The organism is Bacteroides sp. GM023, assembly GCF_014750685.1.
Taxonomy (GTDB): domain Bacteria; phylum Bacteroidota; class Bacteroidia; order Bacteroidales; family Bacteroidaceae; genus Bacteroides.
Genome location: NZ_JAAXGE010000025.1, coordinates 25,895 through 47,486 on the forward strand (window position 1 = coordinate 25,895; position 21,592 = coordinate 47,486).

Sequence of the window (21,592 nt, forward strand, 5' to 3'; positions counted from 1 at the left end):
CGCGTTTTTTGCCAATTATATTCATGTGCGCACGCAGAAAACAAAGTGTAATTTTCAAAATTGACAGAACCATGAATTATTTCTTGCTGGCGGAAACCGACTTTTTCCGCCTGATAAACGAAGCCGGCGACTGCAATATGGAAACGGCATACACGGCTTTCGCCACCCAAGTGATCGAACTGTGCAACGGCGGCATGGACATGAACCTTACCGTCATCGCGCTTGCCTACATCGAAATCGAGTTGCAGCACCATCCCGTACGTAATCTGTCAGAAGAAAAAAGAGAGATTGCCGCCTACGTCAGCAAGGCTCTGTCTTTCGTAAGAAAGATGCAGAAATTCCTTGCCACGCCCCAAGTGCCACCACTAATATCCGCCAACAACGCAACAGAAACCACCGCCAGCCTTCTTCAATGGACGGGCAATGCCATCGACCTCGTGGAACTTATCTACGGCATAGACGTGATGGGCTGCATCAACAACGGCAATATGCCGCTCAAACAGCTCGCCCCACTTCTCTATAAGATATTCGGGGTTGATTCTAAAGACTGCTACCGCTTCTACACTGATATCAAACGCCGGAAGAACGAAAGCCGCACCTATTTCATTGACAGGATGCAGGAAAAACTGAACGAGAGAATGTTGCGTGATGAGGAGTTGGAGCGGATGAGAAAATAAAAAAATATCCATTACATATGAGAAGACAGGAATACTCGTATCCTGTCTTTTTATTTTCATTTAATTATATATTAATTAGCACAATATATGTGAGTTTTTCATTCCTATAAGGACAAATTTCAGAAACGTATGTCTGGTAAATTATTGAGTCATCATAGTATGAACATATATCATTACTAAAAACAATGAAACAACTTCCATAAGATTGTGGTTGTAAAAATCGCCATTTAATAGCCCGTTTTTTTTGTAAAATTCGCCAATTAAAAAAATATGATTATCTTTGCATTATATTTTATAAGGTATGGAAACAGTAAATAGAATACTTCAAGAGAAGATTACAGCACGAATCGCGCCCAATAAAGCAGTACTGATTTTTGGTGCTCGCCGTGTTGGTAAAACGGTAATGATGCGTAAAATTGTGGACAACTATTCAGGTAGGACGATGATGCTCAACGGCGAAGACTACGACACATTAGCACTATTGGAGAATCGCTCAATAGCCAATTATCGGCATTTATTGGATGGTATTGATTTGCTGGCTATTGATGAGGCACAGAACATACCACAAATCGGTAGTATTCTGAAGTTGATAGTTGATGAAATACCGGGAATAAGTGTCTTGGCAAGTGGTTCTTCGTCATTCGATTTGCTGAATAAGACTGGTGAACCGTTGGTCGGCCGCAGTACGCAATTTCTCCTTACACCATTCTCGCAACGGGAAATCGCACAGACGGAAACGGCACTTGAAACCCGCCAGAACCTCGAAGCGCGCTTGATTTACGGTTCCTATCCCGAAGTAGTAATGATGGAGAACTATGAACGTAAAACAGACTACCTACGTGATATTGTCGGTGCATACCTGCTTAAAGATATCTTAGCAATTGACGGCTTAAAAAATTCGAGCAAGATGCGCGATCTACTGCGATTGATAGCTTTTCAGTTGGGCAGCGAAGTTTCTTACGAAGAGTTAGGTAAACAACTCGGCATGAGCAAGACGACCGTTGAAAAATACCTCGACCTATTGGAAAAGGTCTTCGTTATCTATCGTCTGGGGGCTTATTCGCGTAACCTACGCAAGGAGGTTACAAAAGCTGGCAAGTGGTACTTCTACGACAACGGCATTCGCAATGCCATTATCGGGGCTTTCTCACCGCTGGCCATTCGGCAGGATGTCGGTGCGCTGTGGGAGAACTACATCATCGGAGAGCGGCGCAAAGCGAACTTCAATGAGGGACTGCACAGGGAGTTCTATTTCTGGCGCACCTACGACAAACAGGAAATCGACCTGATTGAGGAGAGTGCCGACAGTCTTACCGCCTTGGAGTTCAAGTGGGGAAATAAAATGCCGGCCGCACCGAAAGCCTTCCAAGAAGCCTATCCCTATGCCGAGTTTCATGTGGTAAATCGGGAGAATTATTTGGAGTTCGTATAATCAATAAATTACGTATATGGAAACAAAACTACAATCCAAACAGCAATATCCGCGGTTTATCCAAAATAAACCGTGTGGTATTGACAAATTCGATGGAGGTTCGCAAGAAAGGTTGGCAAAAACTATTGCTCGCCATTTTTGTCAGAATGATTCATTGGATGAGGAATGTACTTTACCTCGAATTATCGGCATCGAAGGTATTTGGGGATCTGGAAAATCCAACGTGGTTAAAATGTTGGAACGTGAATTATCAGACGACTATTACTTTTTTGAGTATGACGCATGGGGACATCAAGAGGACTTGCAACGCCGCTCTATATTGGAATTGCTTACAAGCAAACTTATTGATGATGGTATCCTATCTGGAAATGCAACAATAAAAGTCAAAGGTGGAGGTACGAAAACCGTATCATGGTCTGAAAAGCTGAAATATTTATTAGCCCGTAAAACGGAGACCGTAACCGAAAAATATCCCCTTATCAGTAATGGTATGGTTGCGGCATTTTTGGTTGCAGTTTTAACTCCGATATTTACATTTATTGCGTATGCAGTAAAACCTACACCCACAACATGGTGGTTTTCTTTATTGTCTATTATCATAGCTGCACTGCCAGTTCTTATTGCATTGTGCGTTTGGAAATGGGCATATAGCAAAGATCATAAATATGGATGGAGTTATATGTTAGCTATTTATCAAGATAAAGTCGAAAAGGACGTTTGCTATGAGACTTTGAGCGAAGACGAACCAACGGTTTACGAGTTCAAAACATGGATGCAAGACATTTCTGATTTTATCAAGGAAAAAGGACAACGTAAATTAGTCCTTGTTTTTGACAACATGGATCGTCTCCCCGCTGAAAAAGTAAAAGAATTATGGTCTTCTATCCATACGTTCTTCGCCGATAGCGGTTTTGAAAATGTTTGGGCTGTTATTCCTTTCGATGAAACACATTTAGCTTGTGCATTCGGAGATGAGACCGACGAACAAACGAAACAACTGACCAAGTATTTTATCAATAAAACTTTCCCTATTGTTTATCGTGTTGCTCCTCCTGTTATTACCGACTATCGAAGTATATTCAACAAACTGTTTGTTGAAGCATTTGGAGAAACAGAAAATGAAGCGAAAGAAACTATAAATCGGATATTCAGATTGGTAAATCCTAATGCCAATGTTAGGGAAATTATATCATATATCAATGAGATGGTCGCTCTTAAACAAGAGTGGTGTAACGAAATTTTGATGATAAACATAGCATTGTTCTGTTTGAAGAAGACGGATATTCTGGCAAATCCAGTAGAACAAATATTGTCCGGCGACTATCTGAATGGCATTCAAACAATAATTAACAATAATTAACAATGATCTGCAAACACAACGCGAAATTGCAGCTTTGGTATATGGTGTCGATGTTGAAGATGCTCGACAAATTCCATTGAAAAAATATATTGAAGGCTGCATCAACGGAGAAGAAGACCACGACATAAATCAATATGCAGAGACTAATAAACAATTTGACACTGTATTAGAAGAAGTTATACAATGTATGGACAATGCGCTTATCGATAAGATTATACATTGTTTGCATAAATTAACTCGAAAGAGCGATGTTATTCTGCGTGTATGGCAAAGAATAGCACAATTGAAATTAAAAGAATCCATAGAGAAGCAGGTGTTCCCTGTCGAATACCAAGAACTGCTGTTGCATTTAGACACGGAAAGCCAAAACCATGTGATTGCTCAATTATATAAGAAGATAGTTCGGTTCAATGACTTCAATGGCGGCGACTATTTCAAAACGTTAGATGCAATAGACAGGTTTATTGCGCAAAATAAGTTGGCGTGCGATTTTACGTCATTGATTGAAGCAAAAACAGTCAAGCCAAATACATTTATCGATTATATTCAAGCTGCAAATGCAACAGATGCTGCCTATCGGGATAACGCGACAACTAAAGCATATAAATATTATCAAGTAGCAACAAATTCGGAGGCGCTCGATAATTATTTGGCAAACTTACTACCCGATAATTTCGACCATGCAGATATTGTAAAAACGTTAAAAGATAATTCTACCTATACGTTTCCAACGCTTTTGCAAGCGATCACGAATTGCATTGATGAACAGAATGTAAATAAAGATAATATAGGGGCTATATTTACAACCTATCGTTTATTGGCATCTGACGAAGAAAGACCTTTACCTGTAACGTTAGATTCAACCTACATAAATCAGTTGCATTCTGAATTAGAAACTGATGGCCGAAACATTAAAGAGTCTGGATATTACGATTTAGTCGCCATGCAATTGGCACATGGTCATTCCGTTTCCTTAATAGAGGGTGGAGATATAAAATATGTTGCAGAACTCATGGACTATTATGTGGATCATGGAGACTTATTAGTAAATAGTGTGGGATGGAATATACCGCTATTAAATGAAACACTACAATACATGGTAAATCATAAACTTGGCTATAAATTATTGCTCTCAGACATATTGCCCCAATTTGAAGATATTAAGAACAGAATAGGTGTAACGGATGAGGTATTTATCGAGCATTTAGCAGAGTGGAATACCGATTTGGATAAGTATATCACTAAGAACAATATTAAAGATGTAATTCCTGACGCATCTTTTTACGATTTGACCACTAAAATAAGCAATGTCCTGACCGATCATATCAATAAAATAGCGTTCGAAGCGTTGTCTGAAATAAGTGTTGATACATTATACGCCCAAAGAACAGCACATACATCATATTATTGGTTTGTCGCAATAAAACATTTACTGGCTAAAATCAAATCCTTGCCAGATAACTTGACTGAATTTGGCAAAAAGATTCTGATGGATATTGCTTCTGGAACTCAAAGTTTGAATCCTTTCCCTAATTGTTTCAAGAATATAGTTGAAAGATTGGATAAACGAAAAATTAAATCGACAGTTACCGATATAAGAAATGATTTCTGCATCGGTAAAAAGACTATCAATGCAATAAAGTTTCAATTTTTCGAAACATGGCTTAGATCGCATGGTAATTTGAAAAGTCAAGCTGGAGACGTTATTGATAAAATAGTGAAACCTGTAATTTCCGATGGGGCATGCCGTTCATTGATTCTGCAAAACAAAGATTTTTATATGGATTTAATAAATACAGCAGGGGATGATGCTTATGAATTGAAAAAGAGTCTCCGAAACCTCATACAAAAAGATTCAGATCCGCAATTGGTTAAATTTGTCAATTCGATAGATTCAGTACCTGAGGTTGAAACCGCGTAAGTATTTGTCTAACAAGTCCGAATTTTACGATTTTACCCGTCAGAACTGAAGTGCCCCCCAAAAAAATTGTATCCAACTTTTGGGGGTCACTTCAAACTTCGATAGGGATAATTTTCAATTTTGGGGACTTGTTAGACAGTCTCATTATCTGGTAGCAGTTTACACAGCACCGGATCGTTTTTGATACGCTCCAGTTCCTCCTGCACAATCTGCTTCACCTCTTCCTTGATGCGCCGGTAGTTCGCCTGCACCGTTTCCTTCATGCGGTCGTTGCCGTCCTCGTCCGTGAAGTTTGTAATGACGGGAATTTTCTTGTAGGCACTTTCTTCCCGTTTCACCTTTTCGGCATCCACCACAATCTCGCAATGAAAAATCTTCTGCTCGATACGCTCGTTGAAGTTGTCGGATACAGAACCGACAAACATTCCCTGCGTAAGCCCGGAAATCTTACTCGGTGGAATGAGCGCGTCCATCTGCGTGTTGATGGAGGTGGAAACATCCTGCCGGTTGATGGAGATGGACTGCCGTTTCTGCAACACCTTACCGAACCGCTCGGAGAGCGTCTTGGCTGTTTCCCCCACCACCTGACCGGAGAAAATATTGCCGACAGTGTTCATCACCACTTTCGCCTCTTTGTCCCCGTAGTCACGCACTAACTGGCTGAAATCCTGAAAGCCCAGACACACGGCAACCTTGTTGCTTCGGGCGGTAGCTATAAGATTGTCCAACCCTTTGAAGTATATTGTGGGCAACTCGTCGATGATGACCGATGACTTCAGCATCCCCTTCTTGTTGATGAGCTTCACGATACGGGAATTATACAGACCGAGTGCCGCACCGTAGATATTCTGACGGTCGGGATTGTTACCCACGCAGAGGATTTTCGGCTCTTCGGGATTGTTGATGTCCAGCGTAAACTCGCTGTCTGACATCACCCAGTAGAGCTGCGGTGAAATCATCCTCGAAAGCGGGATTTTTGCCGACGCTATCTGACCCATGAGCTGCTCCGCAGCCCCTCCAAGCCACGCATCCATGAACGGCGAAAGGTAGTTCTCCAGCTCCGGATAAGAGGTCAGTATCGGAAATATATCCTCGTAACGGCGGTTCAGAAACTCGATAGCATGGGGAAACGTGCAAAACTTCCCGTTCTGATAGATTTTGAGATACCAGATAATACTGGCAAACAGAATGATAGGTGACTCCACGAAGAAGTCGCCCTGCTTTTGCACCCACGTTTTATTGAGGTTGAGCATTATTGTGTAGGCACTCTCATAGGCATCCGTAATATCTTCCATAAAATCCGGGTGAATGGGATTGCACCGATGAGAGCGTCGCGGGTCGTCGAAGTTGATCACATAGAACTTCGGCTTTACCTTGTAGCCGTCCGGGTGGTTCAGCAAATGGTTGTAGGCAATAGTAGATAGGTCGGGATACTTGAAATCGTAGATGTATTGACTAAAGCCCTTTTCAATCTGTTGCTTGATAAAATTGTTTACCACGGCATAGGACTTGCCGCTGCCCGGCGTACCCAACACGATGGACGCACGGAAGGGATTAACTACATTGATCCAACCGTTGTTCCAGCGTTTCCTGTAATAGAAACGTGTCGGCAGATTGACCGAATACTCGCTTTCGATAAGCCTCGTTTCCTGCATGAAACTCTCGTTCTCGTTGTTGAAAACATCCTCCATCAAATTGTGTTTCAACAGGCGGCTCATCCACAGACCACCCATCAACAGGCAGACATAGCCCGTTCCAATGGTAAGGACATACAGTCCCGTCACCGCTTCAAGCGGCAGCGGCAGGGGCAGCAACCACCAGTTCAGGAAAAACAGCACGAACCCGACGGCAAATGCTGTCCAGATTCTCCCCCAAGTGATTTTCTCACCCTTGACACCCTTCGTACCCAGACAGGACAAGGCAAGCAAAAGGACGGAAAACAGCTTCGTGTAGAGAATGGAATGGAACAGCCCCGCCGTGCGGTCGAAGTTCAGAAGGATTTTGTCCACCACGCCGATGTTCACGCCCCACAGCCGGATGGCTTCGTAGCAGAACCAGTACACGTTCATGACCACTAAAATGATACTCACGGCACGCAGAAAATCCATGATTTTCGCCAATGCCCTCAAATCGTCTTCTTGTTGTGACATACATTGATTTTTTAATTGTTGATACTCTGATTACATACCCAAGCCCTTGCGTTTTTTCTTCTTTTTGCGCTTCATCGCCCGGATGAAAGCCTCTTCCTCGGCATCTACCGCCGGACCTTCGGGAGTGAGCAAGCCCATACCGCCCGATATATCTTCACTGTCGTAGGCGGTCTGCCCGTGTGCCTTGTCCGCAGCATCCACAGGGATGGATAGCGGTATCGGCGGTTGTCCGGCGTATGGCAGGGTGAAGTGTTCCTGCAAGGCATTCGCCGAAAGCTCCTTACCCATGCGCGAACCGTTCAGCACGCATCCCGTGCGGTGGTCGATGAAGGTAGCCCCATAGATGCGCCCTTCCTCTGTGTAGCGCAGTACGGTGTCGATGCCCTTCTCTTTGAGTTGGGATACAAATTTGTCCTTGTCATAAGTGCCTTGCAGCACGGAAAGGACGGTGCGTTTCGTCATGTCTGCCAGTTTCCTATCCTTGATTTCCGATTTGGAACGGACAAACTTCTTCTGTACGGCTTCATAGCCTGCGGACTTCCCGAAAAGCGAGGATTTGAACGGGTTGCCCACCTTGTTACCCTTGTCGTCCGTGACGGAATAGACCAGCCCGTGATACTCCCGTCCGCGCACGTTGCCCCTCGCTTCCTCCACCGTCATATTATATAAGGAAAGGAGCGCACGGTATTCGCCCATCGTCTGGAAACGGTACTGCCCATTCAGAGCCTTCACGGTGTTGCCTACCTGCTTCTTCACATCACCTGCCGATGCGGCCACCTTGCGCAACGGATTATCCAATCTCTGATTTTTACGTTCTGCCGGATGCAATCCGTACTTCTGTTCCAGTTCCCTGCGGATACGGTCGCTGCGGCGGTAGAGAAAATCCCGGTTGAGCCTTTTCCCGTTCTCGTCCACGTTGACCGTCACGATGTGCAGGTGGTGGCGGTCGATGTCCTCGTGCTTGAATACAAGATAAGGCTGGTTTCCGAAACCGAGTTTTTCCAGATACTCGCGGGCGATATTCTGCAACTCAATATCGGTCAGCACATCCTCCGGGTGCGGGTTGAGAGAGATATGCACCACCGGCTTCTCGATCTTCATCTGCGGTGGCAGGAAGGTGAGAAAACCCTCCATCGCCTTGCCTATGTCCACCGTTCCCGAACCGTCATTGTAGATGCGGTTGGTGGTGAGAAGCCGCCCCTGCGCCTCGTTAATCTTCTCCCCGTTGTAGGCAATCGCGCCGTACAACGAACTTCCTACACTGATTTTTGCGACCATTTTGCCTCCATTTCCCTTGAAAGTTCCACAATCCGGCGGCTCAGTTTCACGAGTTCGACGGTGTGTTGCTCTAATTTGTAGAGCAACGCCATCGCCTTTTTCTCTGAAAAATGCAGCCTCAGTTCCTTCACGACTTGGTTGTAATTCGTACCCACGGCACGGAATTGTGCATGAAAATCCGACAGTTTGGTGTAATAGTCCACCAACGTCTTGTCCACCTTCAGCACCTTGAACGGTTGCCCGAAGAAGTGCGCTTTGAGGAAAACAGACCGTGCATAGACACCCGATTTTCCGAACATGGCGAGGAAACGGTTGTGTTCCTCCTCGTTGAAACGGACGGTGTACCGGTACACCGCCGGATCAAGTTTGGGATTTCTCCCTGATTTGCTTTTCCTTTTCTCTTTCATATTACTTTGGATTTAGCGGATTGACGGCATAAGCCGCCGCTTCGGATTACAGCACCGCAGTTCTGAAAGGCTTCCCGACTTCGGAGGGAAAGCCCGCCCCCTGCAAGGGCAAGTGCTTTTCGTGGCTGCTCAAAATATTTTGAGCGGCTGAAAAGACATCTTGCTATGTTCAGGTGAACATAAAAATCCGTCAGGGGACGGATTGGGAAAATACCTTTCAGGACTCCGGGCCGCGCGTCATCGGCGAACCCTGCTGTCCGGGTGCAAAGTTACGCCCTTAAAGCGGTATCGGACAGATGCTTGACCCGGTCAATGACTGCCAACCGGCGCAACGTGCCGCCACTTGCCGGAGAAGTGATACAGGTTCCAAAATATACTTGTTTATTTGCAGCATGATTCAAGAAACGAACGATTTGAAGATATGATAAACGGAACATTCAAATACCCGGAAATCCGCTTCTTCGGATACTTGCCGAAACGGATACCCGAACCGTCGGAAACCCGGTTCTCCGACAATTCGGTGACGTATGGATTCAATGACTTCATGACGCAATGTCGTCAATCACCATTTGTCCGACGCACCGCTTCACCACAGAACCGGATACGCGACGACCCGCCTGCGTGTGTAGTCACGGAAGCGGATGGTGCGACAGCCAAATCCGTATGGAAACAGAAAAACAAATCATCAACAATTAAAATAAATGGAACTATGAGTAAGGAAATCTTCGTTGCATTCGCAACACAGAAAGGTGGCATCGGCAAATCCACTGTCACGGCACTTGCCGCCAGCTACCTGCACAACGTGAAAGGCTACAATGTCGCCGTCGTGGACTGCGACGACCCGCAGCACAGCATCCACGGGCTGCGCGAACACGAAATGGGGCTTATCGACAGCAGCACCTACTTCAAGGCTCTCGCTTGCGACCATTTCCGCCGGATCAAAAAGAACGCCTACACCATCGTCAAAAGCAATGCGGTGAACGCCCTCGACGATGCCGAGAGGATGATTGCCACTGAGGACGTGAAACCCGACGTGGTGTTCTTCGACATGCCCGGCACACTCCGAAGCAACGGCGTGATAAAGACGCTCTCGCAGATGGACTACATTTTCACTCCGCTGAGTGCCGACCGCTTTGTCGTGGAGAGTACCCTGAAATTCGTCACGATGTTCCGCGACAGGCTGATGACTACCGGACAGGCGAAAACAAAGGGGCTGCATCTGTTCTGGACGATGGTGGACGGCAGGGAGAGGAACGACTTGTACGGCATCTACGAGGAAGTGATAGCCGAAATGGGCTTTCCGGTACTTTCCACCCGCTTGCCCGACAGCAAGAAGTTCCGCCGTGACCTTTCGGAAGAGCGCAAGAGCGTTTTCCGCTCCACCATCTTCCCGATGGACACGGCACTGCTGAAAGGGAGTGGCATCCGGGAGTTTTCCGAAGAGATAAGCGACATCATCAGACCGCAGTGAGCATGGGCAGCAGGAAAGTGAACACGGAAGGCATCGACGAGGAACTGCTGTTAGCCTCCATCGGGCGGCGCACACAGGACGGGACACTGCGCCCCGCACAGGAAGTACCCGCAGCTGCACCGACCGAAGAGGACACCGCCGCACCGGAACCATCTCCTGTGCAACCCGTAACACGGGAAAAAGCGCAGAGGGAAAGTGGACGCCGGAAAAGGCAGGACGAGGACTACAACGAGCTATTCCTGCGCCGCAACGAGATAAAGACCCGCCAATGTGTCTATATCAGCCGTGACGTCCACGGCAAGATCCTCAGAATCGTGAACGACATCGCCGGAGGGGAAATCTCAGTAGGCGGATATGTGGATACCGTGCTGCGCCAGCATCTGGAACAGCACAAGGAGAGAATCAACGAACTGTACAAGAAACAACGTGAAGATCTGATTTGAAAATGGAAAAAGAAATGACACCGAATGAAAAAAGACCACAGCAAGACTGCGGAGGTATGTTTACCCAAGTGCAGGCGAGTGTGGAAATACTGTCGCCTGTCCCGGTAAGCGGCAAATGCAGTGAGAAGGACTATGAACGCCTGTTCATCCGCGACCCGGAAGTAAAGGCACGTGAGGGGAAGATGGCGTATGTGCGCCCGGAGTACCACGAGCGTATCATGCGTATCACCCGTGTAATCGGGCATGACCGGCTTACGCTGTCCGCTTACATCGACCATGTGCTGACGCACCACTTCAACCAGTGCGAAGATGCGATAAAGAGCCTTTATGCCCGAAATTACAATTCAGTATTCTAACCAAAAACGGAAGGATATGAATTACACAATCAGCATGACAGACATTCTGCTGGCGGTATCGGTCGGCTGCAACCTCTGGTTCCTGTTCCTGCTCCTTTACGAGCGCATCATGGACACGCGGATTGTCCGCTTCTTCAAGGGCATTGTCGGATTATGGCGGTCACTGGACGGGAATGAGGCTAAACGCATAGCGGCACACGAGGAAGTCCCTGCGGAAAAGGCGGACATCATCGGCAAGAGCCGTTTCAGGATGGCATCCACCCGGACAACCGCTGCCATACCGACGCAAGAAGCCGCCACTATTGAAAAAGGCATTGAGCTGTCGGAGGAAGAGGCTACTTTTGACGACGGAAAAACGGGAAACGCATCCCGCCCGGCACAAGTCCCGGAGGAAAAACTCGATGAGACCTTCACGAGCATACCGCCGGAGGAACTGGGATACGGGGACGACGAACCGGAAGAGGACGCCTCGGACACGCCACGGGCTTCGGGCAGCAGCTTTGACGAGATTGACGACGCCTGCAAGACCGCCAAAAACCCGGACGCGACACAGGCGGAACGTGAAAAGGCGGCTAAGGTGTTCACCGACATGGAGGGCACGGAGTTGTACGAGAAAATGATGGAAGGCTCTTCGGAGATAGGCATCCGCATCAAGGGGCTTATCGAGATTCGGCTGAAGAAATCTGAAAAGGAGTTCGTCGTGCCGGACAACATCGAGGAGTTCGACATTCGCAACTATGTATGACAACAATAAAAGAAATGAACATGAAAGAATGACATCAACCCACGCGGCGAGGAAACGCAAGGCGCATCCCCATCCGCAACGGACACGCCCACGTCCGTGGAAACAAACGGGCATCCACTAAAACCAAAGTAAAGAAACAAAGTATCAACCGCCCGACAAAGGACCATCCACCCTTTTGACGGCAAAAAACAAGAACAGTTTATGAACAAGAACATCTTGAAAAACAGAAAAGCAATCCTCTCCGCGGCACTTGTCATCGCCGCAACCGCCTCCGCTTTCGCGCAGGGAAACGGCATCGCGGGCATCAACGAAGCCACCTCTATGGTGAGTTCTTATTTCGACCCCGGAACTAAACTGATATACGCCATCGGTGCAGTCGTCGGGCTTATCGGGGGCGTAAAAGTGTACGGCAAGTTTTCATCGGGCGACCCCGACACCAGCAAGACAGCCGCCTCGTGGTTCGGCGCGTGCATCTTCCTGATTGTTGCCGCCACCATCCTGCGCTCATTCTTCCTTTAATAAATAATGTATGGCTGAATACCCAATCAACAAGGGTATCGGCCGTCCGGTAGAGTTCAAGGGCTTGAAGGCACAGTACCTCTTCATCTTCTGCGGAGGTCTGCTGGCTCTCTTCGTCCTGTTCGTCATCCTCTACATGGTCGGTATCGACCAGTGGATATGTATCGGCTTCGGCGCGGCATCGTCCTCCCTCCTTGTATGGCAGACCTTCGCGCTGAACGCCCGGTACGGTGAACACGGGCTGATGAAATTAGGAGCGGCACGGAGCCATCCCCGATACCTTATCAACCGGCGGCGGATAACCCGTCTGTTCAAACGACAACGAAAGGAAGAAAGACAATGAGGAATACATCGAAAATGACAACACTGGAAAACAGGTTCCCACTTTTAGCGGTGGAGCATGGCTGCATCATCTCAAAGGACGCCGACATCACGGTGGCTTTCGAGGTGGAACTACCGGAACTTTACACCGTGACGGGTGCGGAGTACGAGGCGATACACAGTTGCTGGTGCAAGGCTATCAAGGTGCTGCCGGACTACTCCGTCGTCCACAAACAGGACTGGTTCATCAAGGAACGCTACAAACCGGAGCTTCAGAAGGACGACATGAGCTTTTTAAGCCGCTCTTTCGAGCGTCACTTCAACGAGCGTCCGTACCTGAAACACACCTGCTACCTCTACCTGACCAAGACAACAAAGGAGCGTAACCGGATGCAGAGCAATTTCAGCACGCTGTGCCGGGGACATATCATCCCGAAGGAGCTGGACAGGGAAACCACGACCAAGTTCTTGGAAGCCTGCGAACAGTTCGAGCGCATCATGAACGACAGCGGGCTTGTCAGGCTGCGCCGCCTCTCCACCGATGAGATTGTGGGTACTGAGGGAAAGACGGGACTTATTGAACGCTACTTCTCGCTCATGCCGGAAGGTGACACCACCTTGCAGGACATCGAGCTTTCGGCAAGGGAGATGCGCATCGGCGACAACCGCCTGTGTCTGCACACCCTCTCCGACGCGGAAGACCTGCCGGGCAAGGTGGCTACCGACACCCGTTACGAGAAGCTCTCCACCGACCGGAGTGACTGCCGACTGTCATTCGCCTCCCCGGTGGGGCTTCTGCTCTCCTGCAACCATATCTACAACCAGTATGTGCTGATAGACAACAGTGAGGAAACCTTGCAGAAGTTCGAGAAGTCCGCCCGTAACATGCAGTCGCTATCTCGCTATTCAAGGAGCAACAGCATCAACCGCGAGTGGATAGACCAATACCTGAACGAAGCCCATTCCTACGGACTGACCTCGGTACGGGCACACTTCAACGTCATGGCGTGGAGCGACGATGCGGAGGAACTGAAGCATATCAAGAACGACGTGGGCAGCCAGTTGGCAAGCATGGAATGCGTGCCGCGCCACAACACCATCGACTGCCCGACACTCTACTGGGCGGCGATACCCGGCAATGCGGCGGACTTCCCGGCGGAAGAGAGTTTCCACACCTTCATCGAACAGGCGGTGTGCCTGTTCACAGAGGAAACCAACTACCGCAGCTCGCTCTCGCCCTTCGGCATCAAGATGGTGGACAGGCTCACGGGAAAACCGCTGCACCTTGACATCTCCGACCTGCCCATGAAGCGAGGTATCACGACCAACCGCAACAAGTTCGTGCTGGGTCCTTCGGGCAGCGGCAAGTCTTTCTTCATGAACCACCTCGTGCGCCAATATTATGAGCAAGGCGCACATGTGGTATTGGTGGACACGGGAAACTCCTATCAGGGCTTGTGCGGCATGATCCGACGCAAGACAGGCGGAGCGGACGGTGTGTATTTCACCTACACGGAAGATAAGCCCATCAGCTTCAACCCGTTCTACACCGACGATTACATCTTCGACGTGGAGAAGAAGGACAGCATCAAGACCCTGTTGCTGACGCTCTGGAAGTCGGAGGACGACAAGGTGACAAAGACGGAGAGCGGCGAGCTGGGCAGTGCCGTGAGTGCCTATATTGAGCGCATCCAATCCGACCGTAGCATCGTGCCGTCGTTCAACACCTTCTACGAGTATATGCGTGACGACTACCGCAAGGAACTGGCACAGCGTGACATCAAGGTGGAGAAGTCCGACTTCAACATCGACAACATGCTCACCACCATGCGGCAGTATTACCGGGGCGGGCGTTACGATTTCCTGCTCAACTCCACGGAGAACATCGACCTGCTCGGCAAGCGGTTCATCGTCTTCGAGATAGATTCGATTAAAGAAAACCGCGAACTGTTCCCCGTCGTGACCATCATCATCATGGAAGCCTTCATCAACAAGATGCGGCGGCTGAAAGGCGTGCGGAAACAGCTTATCGTGGAAGAGGCTTGGAAGGCCCTCTCATCGGCGAACATGGCTGAATATCTGCGCTATATGTATAAGACGGTCAGAAAATATTACGGCGAGGCAATCGTGGTGACGCAGGAGGTGGACGACATTATCAGTTCTCCGGTGGTCAAAGAGAGCATTATCAACAACTCGGATTGTAAAATCCTGCTTGACCAAAGGAAATATATGAACAAGTTCGACCAGATACAGGCGTTGCTCGGACTGACGGAAAAGGAGAAGTCGCAGATACTCTCCATCAACATGGCGAACAACCCTTCACGGCTCTACAAGGAGGTGTGGATAGGCTTGGGCGGCACGCAGTCGGCGGTCTATGCCACGGAGGTCAGCGCGGAAGAGTATCTGGCGTACACCACCGAGGAAACGGAAAAAGTGGAGGTTTACCGTCTGGCGGAGAAGCTGGGCGACGACATCGAAGCCGCCATCCGGCAGCTTGCCGAAAGGCGGAGAAACAAGGAATAACTAAAAAACAGAATGTATCAACCAAAAAAGAAAAACGCGTATGAATTTACCAAAAGTGAAAATGCTGCAAGTCAGCAAGTGCCTTATCGGATTGGCGGTCATGATGCTGCAATCCTGCGACGTGGCCGACAACCGCCGCGACATGCTGTGCGGGAACTGGGAGAGCGTGGAGGGAAAACCTGACGTGCTTATCTACAAGGAGGGCGAAGCCTACAAAGTGACGGTGTTCCGTCGTAGCGGTCTGCGCCGCAAGCTCAAGCCGGAAACCTATCTCTTGCAGGAGGAGAACGGCAACCTGTTCATGAACACCGGCTTCCGCATCGACGTGTCCTACAACGAGGCCACGGATGTGCTGACTTTCTCGCCAAACGGGGACTATGTGCGGGTGAAGCCGCAGCCGGGACATCCGACCGAAGAATAACAACCACTAAAATCCAAAGTAACATGAGAACAAGAATAACAATGATTATCTGCCTGTGCCTGCTTTTCGCGGGCAGGGCAAGCGCACAGTGGGTCGTAAGCGATCCGGGCAATCTAGCGCAGGGCATCATCAATGCCTCCAAAAACATCATCCATACCTCCAAGACCGCCACGAACATGGTGAGCAACTTTCAGGAGACGGTGAAAATCTATCAGCAGGGCAAGAAGTATTACGATGCCCTCAAATCGGTGAACAATCTGGTCAAGGACGCCCGCAAGGTGCAGCAGACCATCCTGATGGTGGGCGACATCACAGACATCTATGTGAACAGTTTCCAACGGATGCTCCGTGACGGGAATTTCAGACCCGAAGAGCTTTCCGCAATCGCTTTCGGCTACACGAAACTGCTGGAGGAAAGCAACGAAGTGTTGACGGAACTCAGGAACGTGGTGAACATCACCACGCTCTCCATGACCGACAAGGAGCGCATGGACGTGGTGGAACGCTGCCACTCGAAGATGAAGCGTTACCGCAACCTCGTGAGCTACTACACGAACAAGAACATCTCCGTGAGTTACCTGCGTGCGAAAAAGAAGAACGACCTCGACCGCATCATGGGGCTGTACGGGAACATGAACGAAAGATACTGGTAGCCTATGAAGTTCGACAACCTTCATCAGATTTTACGTTCACTTTATGAGCAGATGATGCCGCTGTGTGGGGACATGGCTGGTGTGGCGAAAGGCATCGCCGGGCTGGGTGCGCTGTTCTACGTCGCCTACCGGGTATGGCAGTCGCTGGCGAGAGCTGAACCGATAGACGTATTCCCGATGCTCCGTCCTTTTGCCATCGGTCTGTGCATCATGTTCTTCCCGACTGTGGTGCTGGGCACGATAAACAGCATCCTCTCACCCGTCGTACAGGGCACGGCAAAGATGCTGGAGGCGGAAACGCTGGACATGAACCGATACCGGGAGCAGAAGGACAAACTGGAATACGAGGCGATGGTACGCAACCCCGAAACCGCCTACCTCGTGTCCAACGAGGAATTTGACAAGCAACTGGAGGAACTCGGCTGGTCGCCCTCCGACATGGTGACGATGGCGGGAATGTATATCGACCGGGGAATGTACAACATGAAGAAGAGCATCCGCGACTTCTTCCGCGAGATACTCGAACTGCTGTTCCAAGCCGCCGCCCTCGTGATAGACACCGTCCGCACCTTCTTTCTCGTGGTGCTGGCGATTCTCGGTCCGATAGCCTTCGCCCTGTCGGTATGGGACGGTTTCCAAAACACGCTCACGCAGTGGATATGCCGCTATATACAGGTCTATCTGTGGCTACCGGTATCGGACATGTTCAGCACCATACTGGCGAAGATACAGGTTCTGATGCTGCAAAACGACATCGAGCGGATGCAGGCAGACCCGAACTTCTCGCTGGATTCGAGCGACGGGGTGTATATCGTATTCCTCTGCATCGGCATCATCGGCTACTTTACCATTCCCACCGTTGCGGGCTGGATTATCCAAGCCGGAGGCATGGGCGGTTACGGTCGCAACGTGAACCAGATGGCGGGACGAGCCGGAAGCATGGCGGGCAGCGTGGCGGGTGCAGCCGCAGGAAACGCAGTCGGACGTGTCGGCAAATTGCTGAAATAATCAATGTGCAATCATAAATTGGAAAATATAAATGGAATTCAAATCACTTAGAAACATCGAATCGTCGTTCAGGCAGATACGCCTGTTCGGTATCGTCTTCCTCTCGCTGTGCGCCGTGGTGACGGTGTGGAGCGTGTGGAACTCCTACCGTTTCGCAGAGAAGCAACGGGAGAAAATCTATGTGCTGGACAACGGCAAGAGCCTGATGCTCGCCTTGTCTCAGGATTTGTCGCAGAACCGCCCGGCGGAGGCACGGGAACATGTGCGCCGTTTCCACGAGATGTTCTTCACGCTATCACCTGAAAAAAGCGCGATTGAACACAACGTGAAACGTGCCTTGCTGCTGGCGGACAAGAGCGTGTACCACTATTATTCGGACTTCGCGGAGAAGGGGTACTACAACCGCATCATCGCCGGGAACATCAACCAAGTGCTGAAGGTGGACAGCGTGGTGTGCGACTTCAACGCCTATCCCTACCGTGCCGTGACCTACGCCACACAGAAAATCATCCGGCAGAGCAACGTCACCGAGCGCAGCCTCGTGACCACCTGCCGCCTGCTGAACGCATCGCGGTCGGATGACAACCCGAACGGTTTTACCATCGAGGGTTTCACCATCATTGAGAACAAGGATTTACAGACTATCAAACGGTAACAGGACATGAAAAGTATCAGAAAATCAATGTGGGGCATGTATTGGAAACTCCACGACAAACGGAAACGCTTGGCGGCAAGTCTCAAAGGGTATCTGGACGGCTTGCCGCCGGAAACACGCCGCCGCATCGTGCTGGGGATGTTCGCCGCCTTCGCGGTGCTTGCCCTTTACACCTTCGGCAGAGCCGTCTATGACATCGGCAGGAACGACGGCTCACATATGGAAACGGGACACGCCGGACGGGTGGAACTGCCGACCCCGGCGGAAACAGGCAATCACTTAACACCTTATTTATATGGAACAGACAAAGAATGAACCGACGAAAGAGAACAAAGCTGCTCCCGAAACGGGGAAACCGAAAAAGGAGCGCGAACCGCTGACAGAGGCGCAACGGCTGAAACGGCAGAAGATGATCGTGCTGCCCGCTATGGTGTTGGTGTTCATCGGGGCGATGTGGCTGATATTCGCCCCGTCCTCCGGCAAGGAGCAACCGCCGGGAACGGACGGATACAACACCGAGATGCCCGACGCTGACAAGGCGAACCGGCAGATTATCGGCGACAAGCTGAAAGCCTACGAGCATGGGGAGATGGAAGAGCGTCAGGAGAGCCGCAACCGTGCCATCGGGCAGCTGGGCGACATGTTCGACCGCGAGATAGCGGGAACGGAGAACGGAGTGGACTTCGACCTCGCCAATCCGGGCGGCAAGGAAGAAAGGGCAAAGCCAGCCACGCCGCAGACCATCCAGTCCTCCGCAGCCGCCTACCGTGACCTGAACGCCACGCTCGGAAACTTCTACGACCAGCCGAAAAACGACAATGCGGAGATGGACGAATTGTTGGAGCGCATCGCATCGCTGGAGTCGGAACTGGAAAGCGAGAGGGGCAAGGCTTCCTCTATGGACGAGCAGGTGGCTCTTATGGAGAAGTCCTACGAGCTGGCGGCAAAGTACATGGGCGGTCAGAACGGAGGACAGCCATCGGCGGAACAGAGGGCAGAGCCAACTACCGTGCAGAAAGGGAAGAAGAACAAGGCAATGCCTATCAGACAGGTGGAGCATCAAGTAGTTTCTTCACTCTCACAGCCTATGAGTAACGCGGAGTTTGTCGCCGCCTTATCGCAGGAACGCAACCGGGGTTTCAACACGGCTGTCGGCACGGCGGAGGTATTGGACAGGAACACCATACCGGCGTGCGTGCATGGGGCGCAGAGCGTGACGGACGGGCAGACGGTAAGGCTGCGCCTGCTGGAGCCTATGGCGGTGGCAGGCAGGACAATACCCCGGGGTGCGGTGGTGGTCGGCACGGGCAAGATACAGGGTGAGCGGCTCGACATCGAGATTACCTCGCTGGAATACGACGGCACGATTATCCCCGTGGAGCTTGCGGTCTATGACACGGACGGACAGCCCGGCATCTTCATCCCGAACTCGATGGAGATGAACGCCGTCCGGGAGGTCGCCGCCAACATGGGCGGCTCGCTGGGAAGCAGCATCAACATCTCCACCAATGCCGGGGCGCAGCTCGCCTCCGACTTGGGCAAGGGGCTGATACAAGGCACGAGCCAGTACATCGCCAAAAAGATGCGAACCGTCAAGGTGCATCTGAAAGCCGGGTACAGGGTCATGCTTTACCAAGAAAAATATTGAAAACAATAAAAATTACCACTAAAATCCAAAAGTAATGAGAAAAGTAATCATCATGTTTGCCCTCGCTATGGGCATCATAACTGCCAACGCGCAGGAGAATGTAACCGTTGAAACGACCAACGGAAGTGAACAACCGACCTTGACGAAGGAGGTCTATCCGCAGAAGGAGGCGGACGGCGACCTATATCACGGGCTGTCACGCAAGCTGACCTTCGACCGCATGATACCGCCGCACGGTCTGGAAGTGACCTACGACAAGACCGTCCACGTCATTTTTCCGGCGGAGGTGCGCTATGTCGATTTAGGCTCGCCCGACCTGATTGCCGGGAAAGCCGACGGAGCGGAGAACATCATCCGTGTGAAGGCTACCGTAAGGAATTTTCCCAACGAAACGAATATGTCCGTCATCACGGAGGACGGCAGTTTCTACACCTTCAACGTGAAGTACGCCGCCGAACCGCTGTTGCTCAACGTGGAGATGTGCGACTTCATCCATGACGGCAGCACGGTGAACCGCCCGAACAACGCGCAGGAAATCTATCTGAAAGAGCTGGGCAGCGAAAGCCCGATGCTGGTGCGCCTTATCATGAAGTCCATCCACAAACAGAACAAGCGCGAGGTGAAGCATATCGGCTGCAAGCGTTTCGGCATCCAATACCTGTTGAAAGGCATCTACACGCACAACGGCTTGCTTTATTTCCACACGGAGATAAAGAACCAGAGCAACGTGCCTTTCGATGTGGACTACATCACTTGGAAAATCGTGGACAAGAAGGTTGCGAAGCGTACTGCCGTGCAGGAGCAGATTATTCTGCCGCTCCGCGCGCAGAACTACGCCACCCTCGTGCCGGGCAAAAAGAGCGAGCGCACGGTCTTCACGATGGCGAAGTTCACCATCCCCGATGACAAGTGCCTCGTGGTGGAATTGAACGAGAAGAACGGCGGCCGTCACCAGTCCTTCGTGATTGAGAACGAGGATTTGGTACGCGCGGGTACCATCAACGAACTTCAAGTACGCTGACCATGAGAAAGTACATCGCAATAATCATCGCGTCGCTTGCCCTTTTTACAGGGCAGGCGCACGCCCAGCGGTGTCTGCCGAAGATGCAGGGCATCGAGGTGAGGGCGGACATGGCGGACGGCTTCAATCTCGGCGGCAAGGACGGCGGGTACAGCTTCGGGGCGGCTCTCTCCACCTACACGAAGAAGGGGAACAAGTGGGTGTTCGGTGGCGAATACCTGTTGAAGAACAATCCCTACAAGGACACCAAGATACCCGTGGCGCAGTTCACGGCGGAGGGCGGCTATTACTTCAAGATACTGTCGGACGCCCGAAAGATTGTTTTCGTCTATGCCGGGGCTTCGGCTCTCGCCGGATATGAGGCGGTAAATTGGGGGAAGAAGGTGCTGCATGACGGCTCCACGCTGCACGACCGGGACGCCTTCATCTACGGCGGTGCGCTGACGCTCGATGTGGAGTGTTACGTGGCAGACCGTATCGCCCTGCTTGCCAACCTGCGGGAGCGTTGCCTTTGGGGTGGCGACACACGGAAGTTCCACACGCAGTTCGGGGTCGGTATCAAGTTCATCATCAACTGACACGG

21 protein-coding genes and 1 pseudogene are annotated in these 21,592 nt (G+C 50.3%); 18 read left to right on the top strand and 4 right to left on the bottom strand.

The features are described from left to right. Positions 1–71 precede the first annotated feature (71 nt). The 3 genes and pseudogenes from HC965_RS25970 to HC965_RS25980 all read left to right on the top strand — a co-directional run bounded on the left by HC965_RS25970 (position 72) and on the right by HC965_RS25980 (position 5,390). Positions 72–677, top strand: a complete 606-nt coding sequence (locus tag HC965_RS25970; RefSeq protein ID WP_004304269.1) for an RteC domain-containing protein — start codon at positions 72–74, stop codon at positions 675–677. A gap of 301 nt (positions 678–978) precedes the next feature. After that, positions 979–2,109 carry an ATP-binding protein gene (locus HC965_RS25975; protein WP_004291480.1) on the top strand — a complete coding sequence of 377 codons (1,131 nt, stop codon included), beginning with the start codon at positions 979–981 and terminating at the stop codon, positions 2,107–2,109. A gap of 16 nt (positions 2,110–2,125) precedes the next feature. Next, positions 2,126–5,390, top strand: a pseudogene (locus tag HC965_RS25980) (P-loop NTPase fold protein). A 131-nt stretch (positions 5,391–5,521) separates the two neighbouring features. Here the strand turns inward: HC965_RS25980 and mobC are convergent. From mobC to HC965_RS26740, 4 genes are all read right to left on the bottom strand, one after another. Next, the gene (gene mobC, locus HC965_RS25985; protein WP_004291482.1) at positions 5,522–7,540 is read right to left on the bottom strand and encodes a conjugal transfer protein MobC; all 2,019 of its coding nucleotides are present in this window, start codon (positions 7,538–7,540) and stop codon (positions 5,522–5,524) included. A 30-nt stretch (positions 7,541–7,570) separates the two neighbouring features. Next, positions 7,571–8,818 (bottom strand): conjugal transfer protein MobB, encoded by a 1,248-nt coding sequence (mobB, locus tag HC965_RS25990; protein ID WP_004291483.1) that lies wholly within the window; start codon positions 8,816–8,818, stop codon positions 7,571–7,573. Beyond that, entirely contained in the window at positions 8,797–9,225 is a 429-nt protein-coding gene (mobA, locus tag HC965_RS25995; protein ID WP_004291488.1) for a conjugal transfer protein MobA, read from the bottom strand. Before mobA ends, mobB begins: the two co-directional genes overlap by 22 nt. 381 nt (positions 9,226–9,606) lie before the next feature. Beyond that, complete coding sequence (locus HC965_RS26740; protein WP_196029218.1) at positions 9,607–9,771, bottom strand: hypothetical protein; 165 nt, start codon at positions 9,769–9,771, stop codon at positions 9,607–9,609. Here HC965_RS26740 and HC965_RS26000 point away from each other — a divergent pair. From HC965_RS26000 to HC965_RS26070, 15 genes are all read left to right on the top strand, one after another. Beyond that, on the top strand, positions 9,770–10,696 hold the full coding sequence (locus tag HC965_RS26000) for a ParA family protein (protein WP_005783105.1): 927 nt from the start codon (positions 9,770–9,772) through the stop codon (positions 10,694–10,696). The two genes, HC965_RS26740 and HC965_RS26000, sit on opposite strands and share 2 nt — an antisense overlap. A gap of 2 nt (positions 10,697–10,698) precedes the next feature. Then, positions 10,699–11,139 (top strand): DUF3408 domain-containing protein, encoded by a 441-nt coding sequence (locus HC965_RS26005; RefSeq protein WP_004291503.1) that lies wholly within the window; start codon positions 10,699–10,701, stop codon positions 11,137–11,139. Between the two features lie 2 nt (positions 11,140–11,141). Beyond that, positions 11,142–11,495: a DUF3408 domain-containing protein gene (locus HC965_RS26010; RefSeq protein WP_004291505.1), complete on the top strand. Its 354-nt coding sequence runs from the start codon at positions 11,142–11,144 to the stop codon at positions 11,493–11,495. 16 nt (positions 11,496–11,511) lie between these two features. Next, positions 11,512–12,240 (top strand): hypothetical protein, encoded by a 729-nt coding sequence (locus HC965_RS26015; RefSeq protein ID WP_004304280.1) that lies wholly within the window; start codon positions 11,512–11,514, stop codon positions 12,238–12,240. A 201-nt stretch (positions 12,241–12,441) separates the two neighbouring features. Beyond that, the gene (locus tag HC965_RS26020) at positions 12,442–12,759 is read left to right on the top strand and encodes a DUF4134 domain-containing protein (protein WP_002560983.1); all 318 of its coding nucleotides are present in this window, start codon (positions 12,442–12,444) and stop codon (positions 12,757–12,759) included. Positions 12,760–12,769: 10 nt separating this feature from the next. Further along, positions 12,770–13,102 (top strand): DUF4133 domain-containing protein, encoded by a 333-nt coding sequence (locus HC965_RS26025; RefSeq protein WP_004291514.1) that lies wholly within the window; start codon positions 12,770–12,772, stop codon positions 13,100–13,102. Continuing rightward, positions 13,099–15,603 (top strand): TraG family conjugative transposon ATPase, encoded by a 2,505-nt coding sequence (locus HC965_RS26030; RefSeq protein ID WP_004291515.1) that lies wholly within the window; start codon positions 13,099–13,101, stop codon positions 15,601–15,603. The genes HC965_RS26025 and HC965_RS26030 overlap by 4 nt, the downstream gene beginning before the upstream one ends. A 40-nt stretch (positions 15,604–15,643) precedes the next feature. Continuing rightward, on the top strand, positions 15,644–16,024 hold the full coding sequence (locus HC965_RS26035) for a DUF3876 domain-containing protein (protein WP_004291516.1): 381 nt from the start codon (positions 15,644–15,646) through the stop codon (positions 16,022–16,024). A gap of 23 nt (positions 16,025–16,047) precedes the next feature. Next, a complete protein-coding gene (locus HC965_RS26040; protein ID WP_004304283.1) occupies positions 16,048–16,677 on the top strand; it encodes a DUF4141 domain-containing protein in 630 nt (209 codons plus the stop codon). A gap of 3 nt (positions 16,678–16,680) precedes the next feature. After that, positions 16,681–17,685 carry a conjugative transposon protein TraJ gene (gene traJ, locus HC965_RS26045; RefSeq protein WP_004291518.1) on the top strand — a complete coding sequence of 335 codons (1,005 nt, stop codon included), beginning with the start codon at positions 16,681–16,683 and terminating at the stop codon, positions 17,683–17,685. A gap of 31 nt (positions 17,686–17,716) precedes the next feature. After that, positions 17,717–18,340, top strand: coding sequence for a conjugative transposon protein TraK (traK, locus tag HC965_RS26050; protein ID WP_004291519.1), 624 nt, complete (start codon positions 17,717–17,719; stop codon positions 18,338–18,340). Positions 18,341–18,346: 6 nt separating this feature from the next. Further along, on the top strand, positions 18,347–18,655 hold the full coding sequence (locus HC965_RS26055; protein WP_004291520.1) for a TraL conjugative transposon family protein: 309 nt from the start codon (positions 18,347–18,349) through the stop codon (positions 18,653–18,655). Then, entirely contained in the window at positions 18,636–19,988 is a 1,353-nt protein-coding gene (gene traM, locus HC965_RS26060) for a conjugative transposon protein TraM (RefSeq protein ID WP_004291521.1), read from the top strand. The genes HC965_RS26055 and traM overlap by 20 nt, the downstream gene beginning before the upstream one ends. Positions 19,989–20,022: 34 nt before the next feature. Next, complete coding sequence (gene traN, locus HC965_RS26065) at positions 20,023–21,009, top strand: conjugative transposon protein TraN (RefSeq protein WP_004291522.1); 987 nt, start codon at positions 20,023–20,025, stop codon at positions 21,007–21,009. A gap of 2 nt (positions 21,010–21,011) precedes the next feature. Beyond that, positions 21,012–21,587, top strand: a complete 576-nt coding sequence (locus HC965_RS26070) for a conjugal transfer protein TraO (protein WP_004291523.1) — start codon at positions 21,012–21,014, stop codon at positions 21,585–21,587. Positions 21,588–21,592 lie beyond the last annotated feature (5 nt).

Excerpts from the sequence above, each read along its gene's own strand:
- HC965_RS26015 (WP_004304280.1), top strand. The coding sequence starts at position 11,512 with ATGAATTACACAATCAGCATGACAGACATTCTGCTGGCGGTATCGGTC.
- HC965_RS26005 (WP_004291503.1), top strand. The coding sequence starts at position 10,699 with ATGGGCAGCAGGAAAGTGAACACGGAAGGCATCGACGAGGAACTGCTG.
- HC965_RS26010 (WP_004291505.1), top strand. The coding sequence starts at position 11,142 with ATGGAAAAAGAAATGACACCGAATGAAAAAAGACCACAGCAAGACTGC.
- HC965_RS26055 (WP_004291520.1), top strand. The coding sequence starts at position 18,347 with ATGAAAAGTATCAGAAAATCAATGTGGGGCATGTATTGGAAACTCCAC.
- HC965_RS26000 (WP_005783105.1), top strand. The coding sequence starts at position 9,770 with ATGACGCAATGTCGTCAATCACCATTTGTCCGACGCACCGCTTCACCA.
- HC965_RS26740 (WP_196029218.1), bottom strand. The coding sequence starts at position 9,771 with ATGAAGTCATTGAATCCATACGTCACCGAATTGTCGGAGAACCGGGTT.
- HC965_RS26030 (WP_004291515.1), top strand. The coding sequence starts at position 13,099 with ATGAGGAATACATCGAAAATGACAACACTGGAAAACAGGTTCCCACTT.
- HC965_RS26025 (WP_004291514.1), top strand. The coding sequence starts at position 12,770 with ATGGCTGAATACCCAATCAACAAGGGTATCGGCCGTCCGGTAGAGTTC.
- HC965_RS25970 (WP_004304269.1), top strand. The coding sequence starts at position 72 with ATGAATTATTTCTTGCTGGCGGAAACCGACTTTTTCCGCCTGATAAAC.
- HC965_RS25975 (WP_004291480.1), top strand. The coding sequence starts at position 979 with ATGGAAACAGTAAATAGAATACTTCAAGAGAAGATTACAGCACGAATC.
- mobC (WP_004291482.1), bottom strand. The coding sequence starts at position 7,540 with ATGTCACAACAAGAAGACGATTTGAGGGCATTGGCGAAAATCATGGAT.
- mobB (WP_004291483.1), bottom strand. The coding sequence starts at position 8,818 with ATGGTCGCAAAAATCAGTGTAGGAAGTTCGTTGTACGGCGCGATTGCC.
- mobA (WP_004291488.1), bottom strand. The coding sequence starts at position 9,225 with ATGAAAGAGAAAAGGAAAAGCAAATCAGGGAGAAATCCCAAACTTGAT.
- traJ (WP_004291518.1), top strand. The coding sequence starts at position 16,681 with ATGAAGTTCGACAACCTTCATCAGATTTTACGTTCACTTTATGAGCAG.
- HC965_RS26035 (WP_004291516.1), top strand. The coding sequence starts at position 15,644 with ATGAATTTACCAAAAGTGAAAATGCTGCAAGTCAGCAAGTGCCTTATC.
- HC965_RS26040 (WP_004304283.1), top strand. The coding sequence starts at position 16,048 with ATGAGAACAAGAATAACAATGATTATCTGCCTGTGCCTGCTTTTCGCG.
- traN (WP_004291522.1), top strand. The coding sequence starts at position 20,023 with ATGAGAAAAGTAATCATCATGTTTGCCCTCGCTATGGGCATCATAACT.
- traM (WP_004291521.1), top strand. The coding sequence starts at position 18,636 with ATGGAACAGACAAAGAATGAACCGACGAAAGAGAACAAAGCTGCTCCC.
- HC965_RS26020 (WP_002560983.1), top strand. The coding sequence starts at position 12,442 with ATGAACAAGAACATCTTGAAAAACAGAAAAGCAATCCTCTCCGCGGCA.
- HC965_RS26070 (WP_004291523.1), top strand. The coding sequence starts at position 21,012 with ATGAGAAAGTACATCGCAATAATCATCGCGTCGCTTGCCCTTTTTACA.
- traK (WP_004291519.1), top strand. The coding sequence starts at position 17,717 with ATGGAATTCAAATCACTTAGAAACATCGAATCGTCGTTCAGGCAGATA.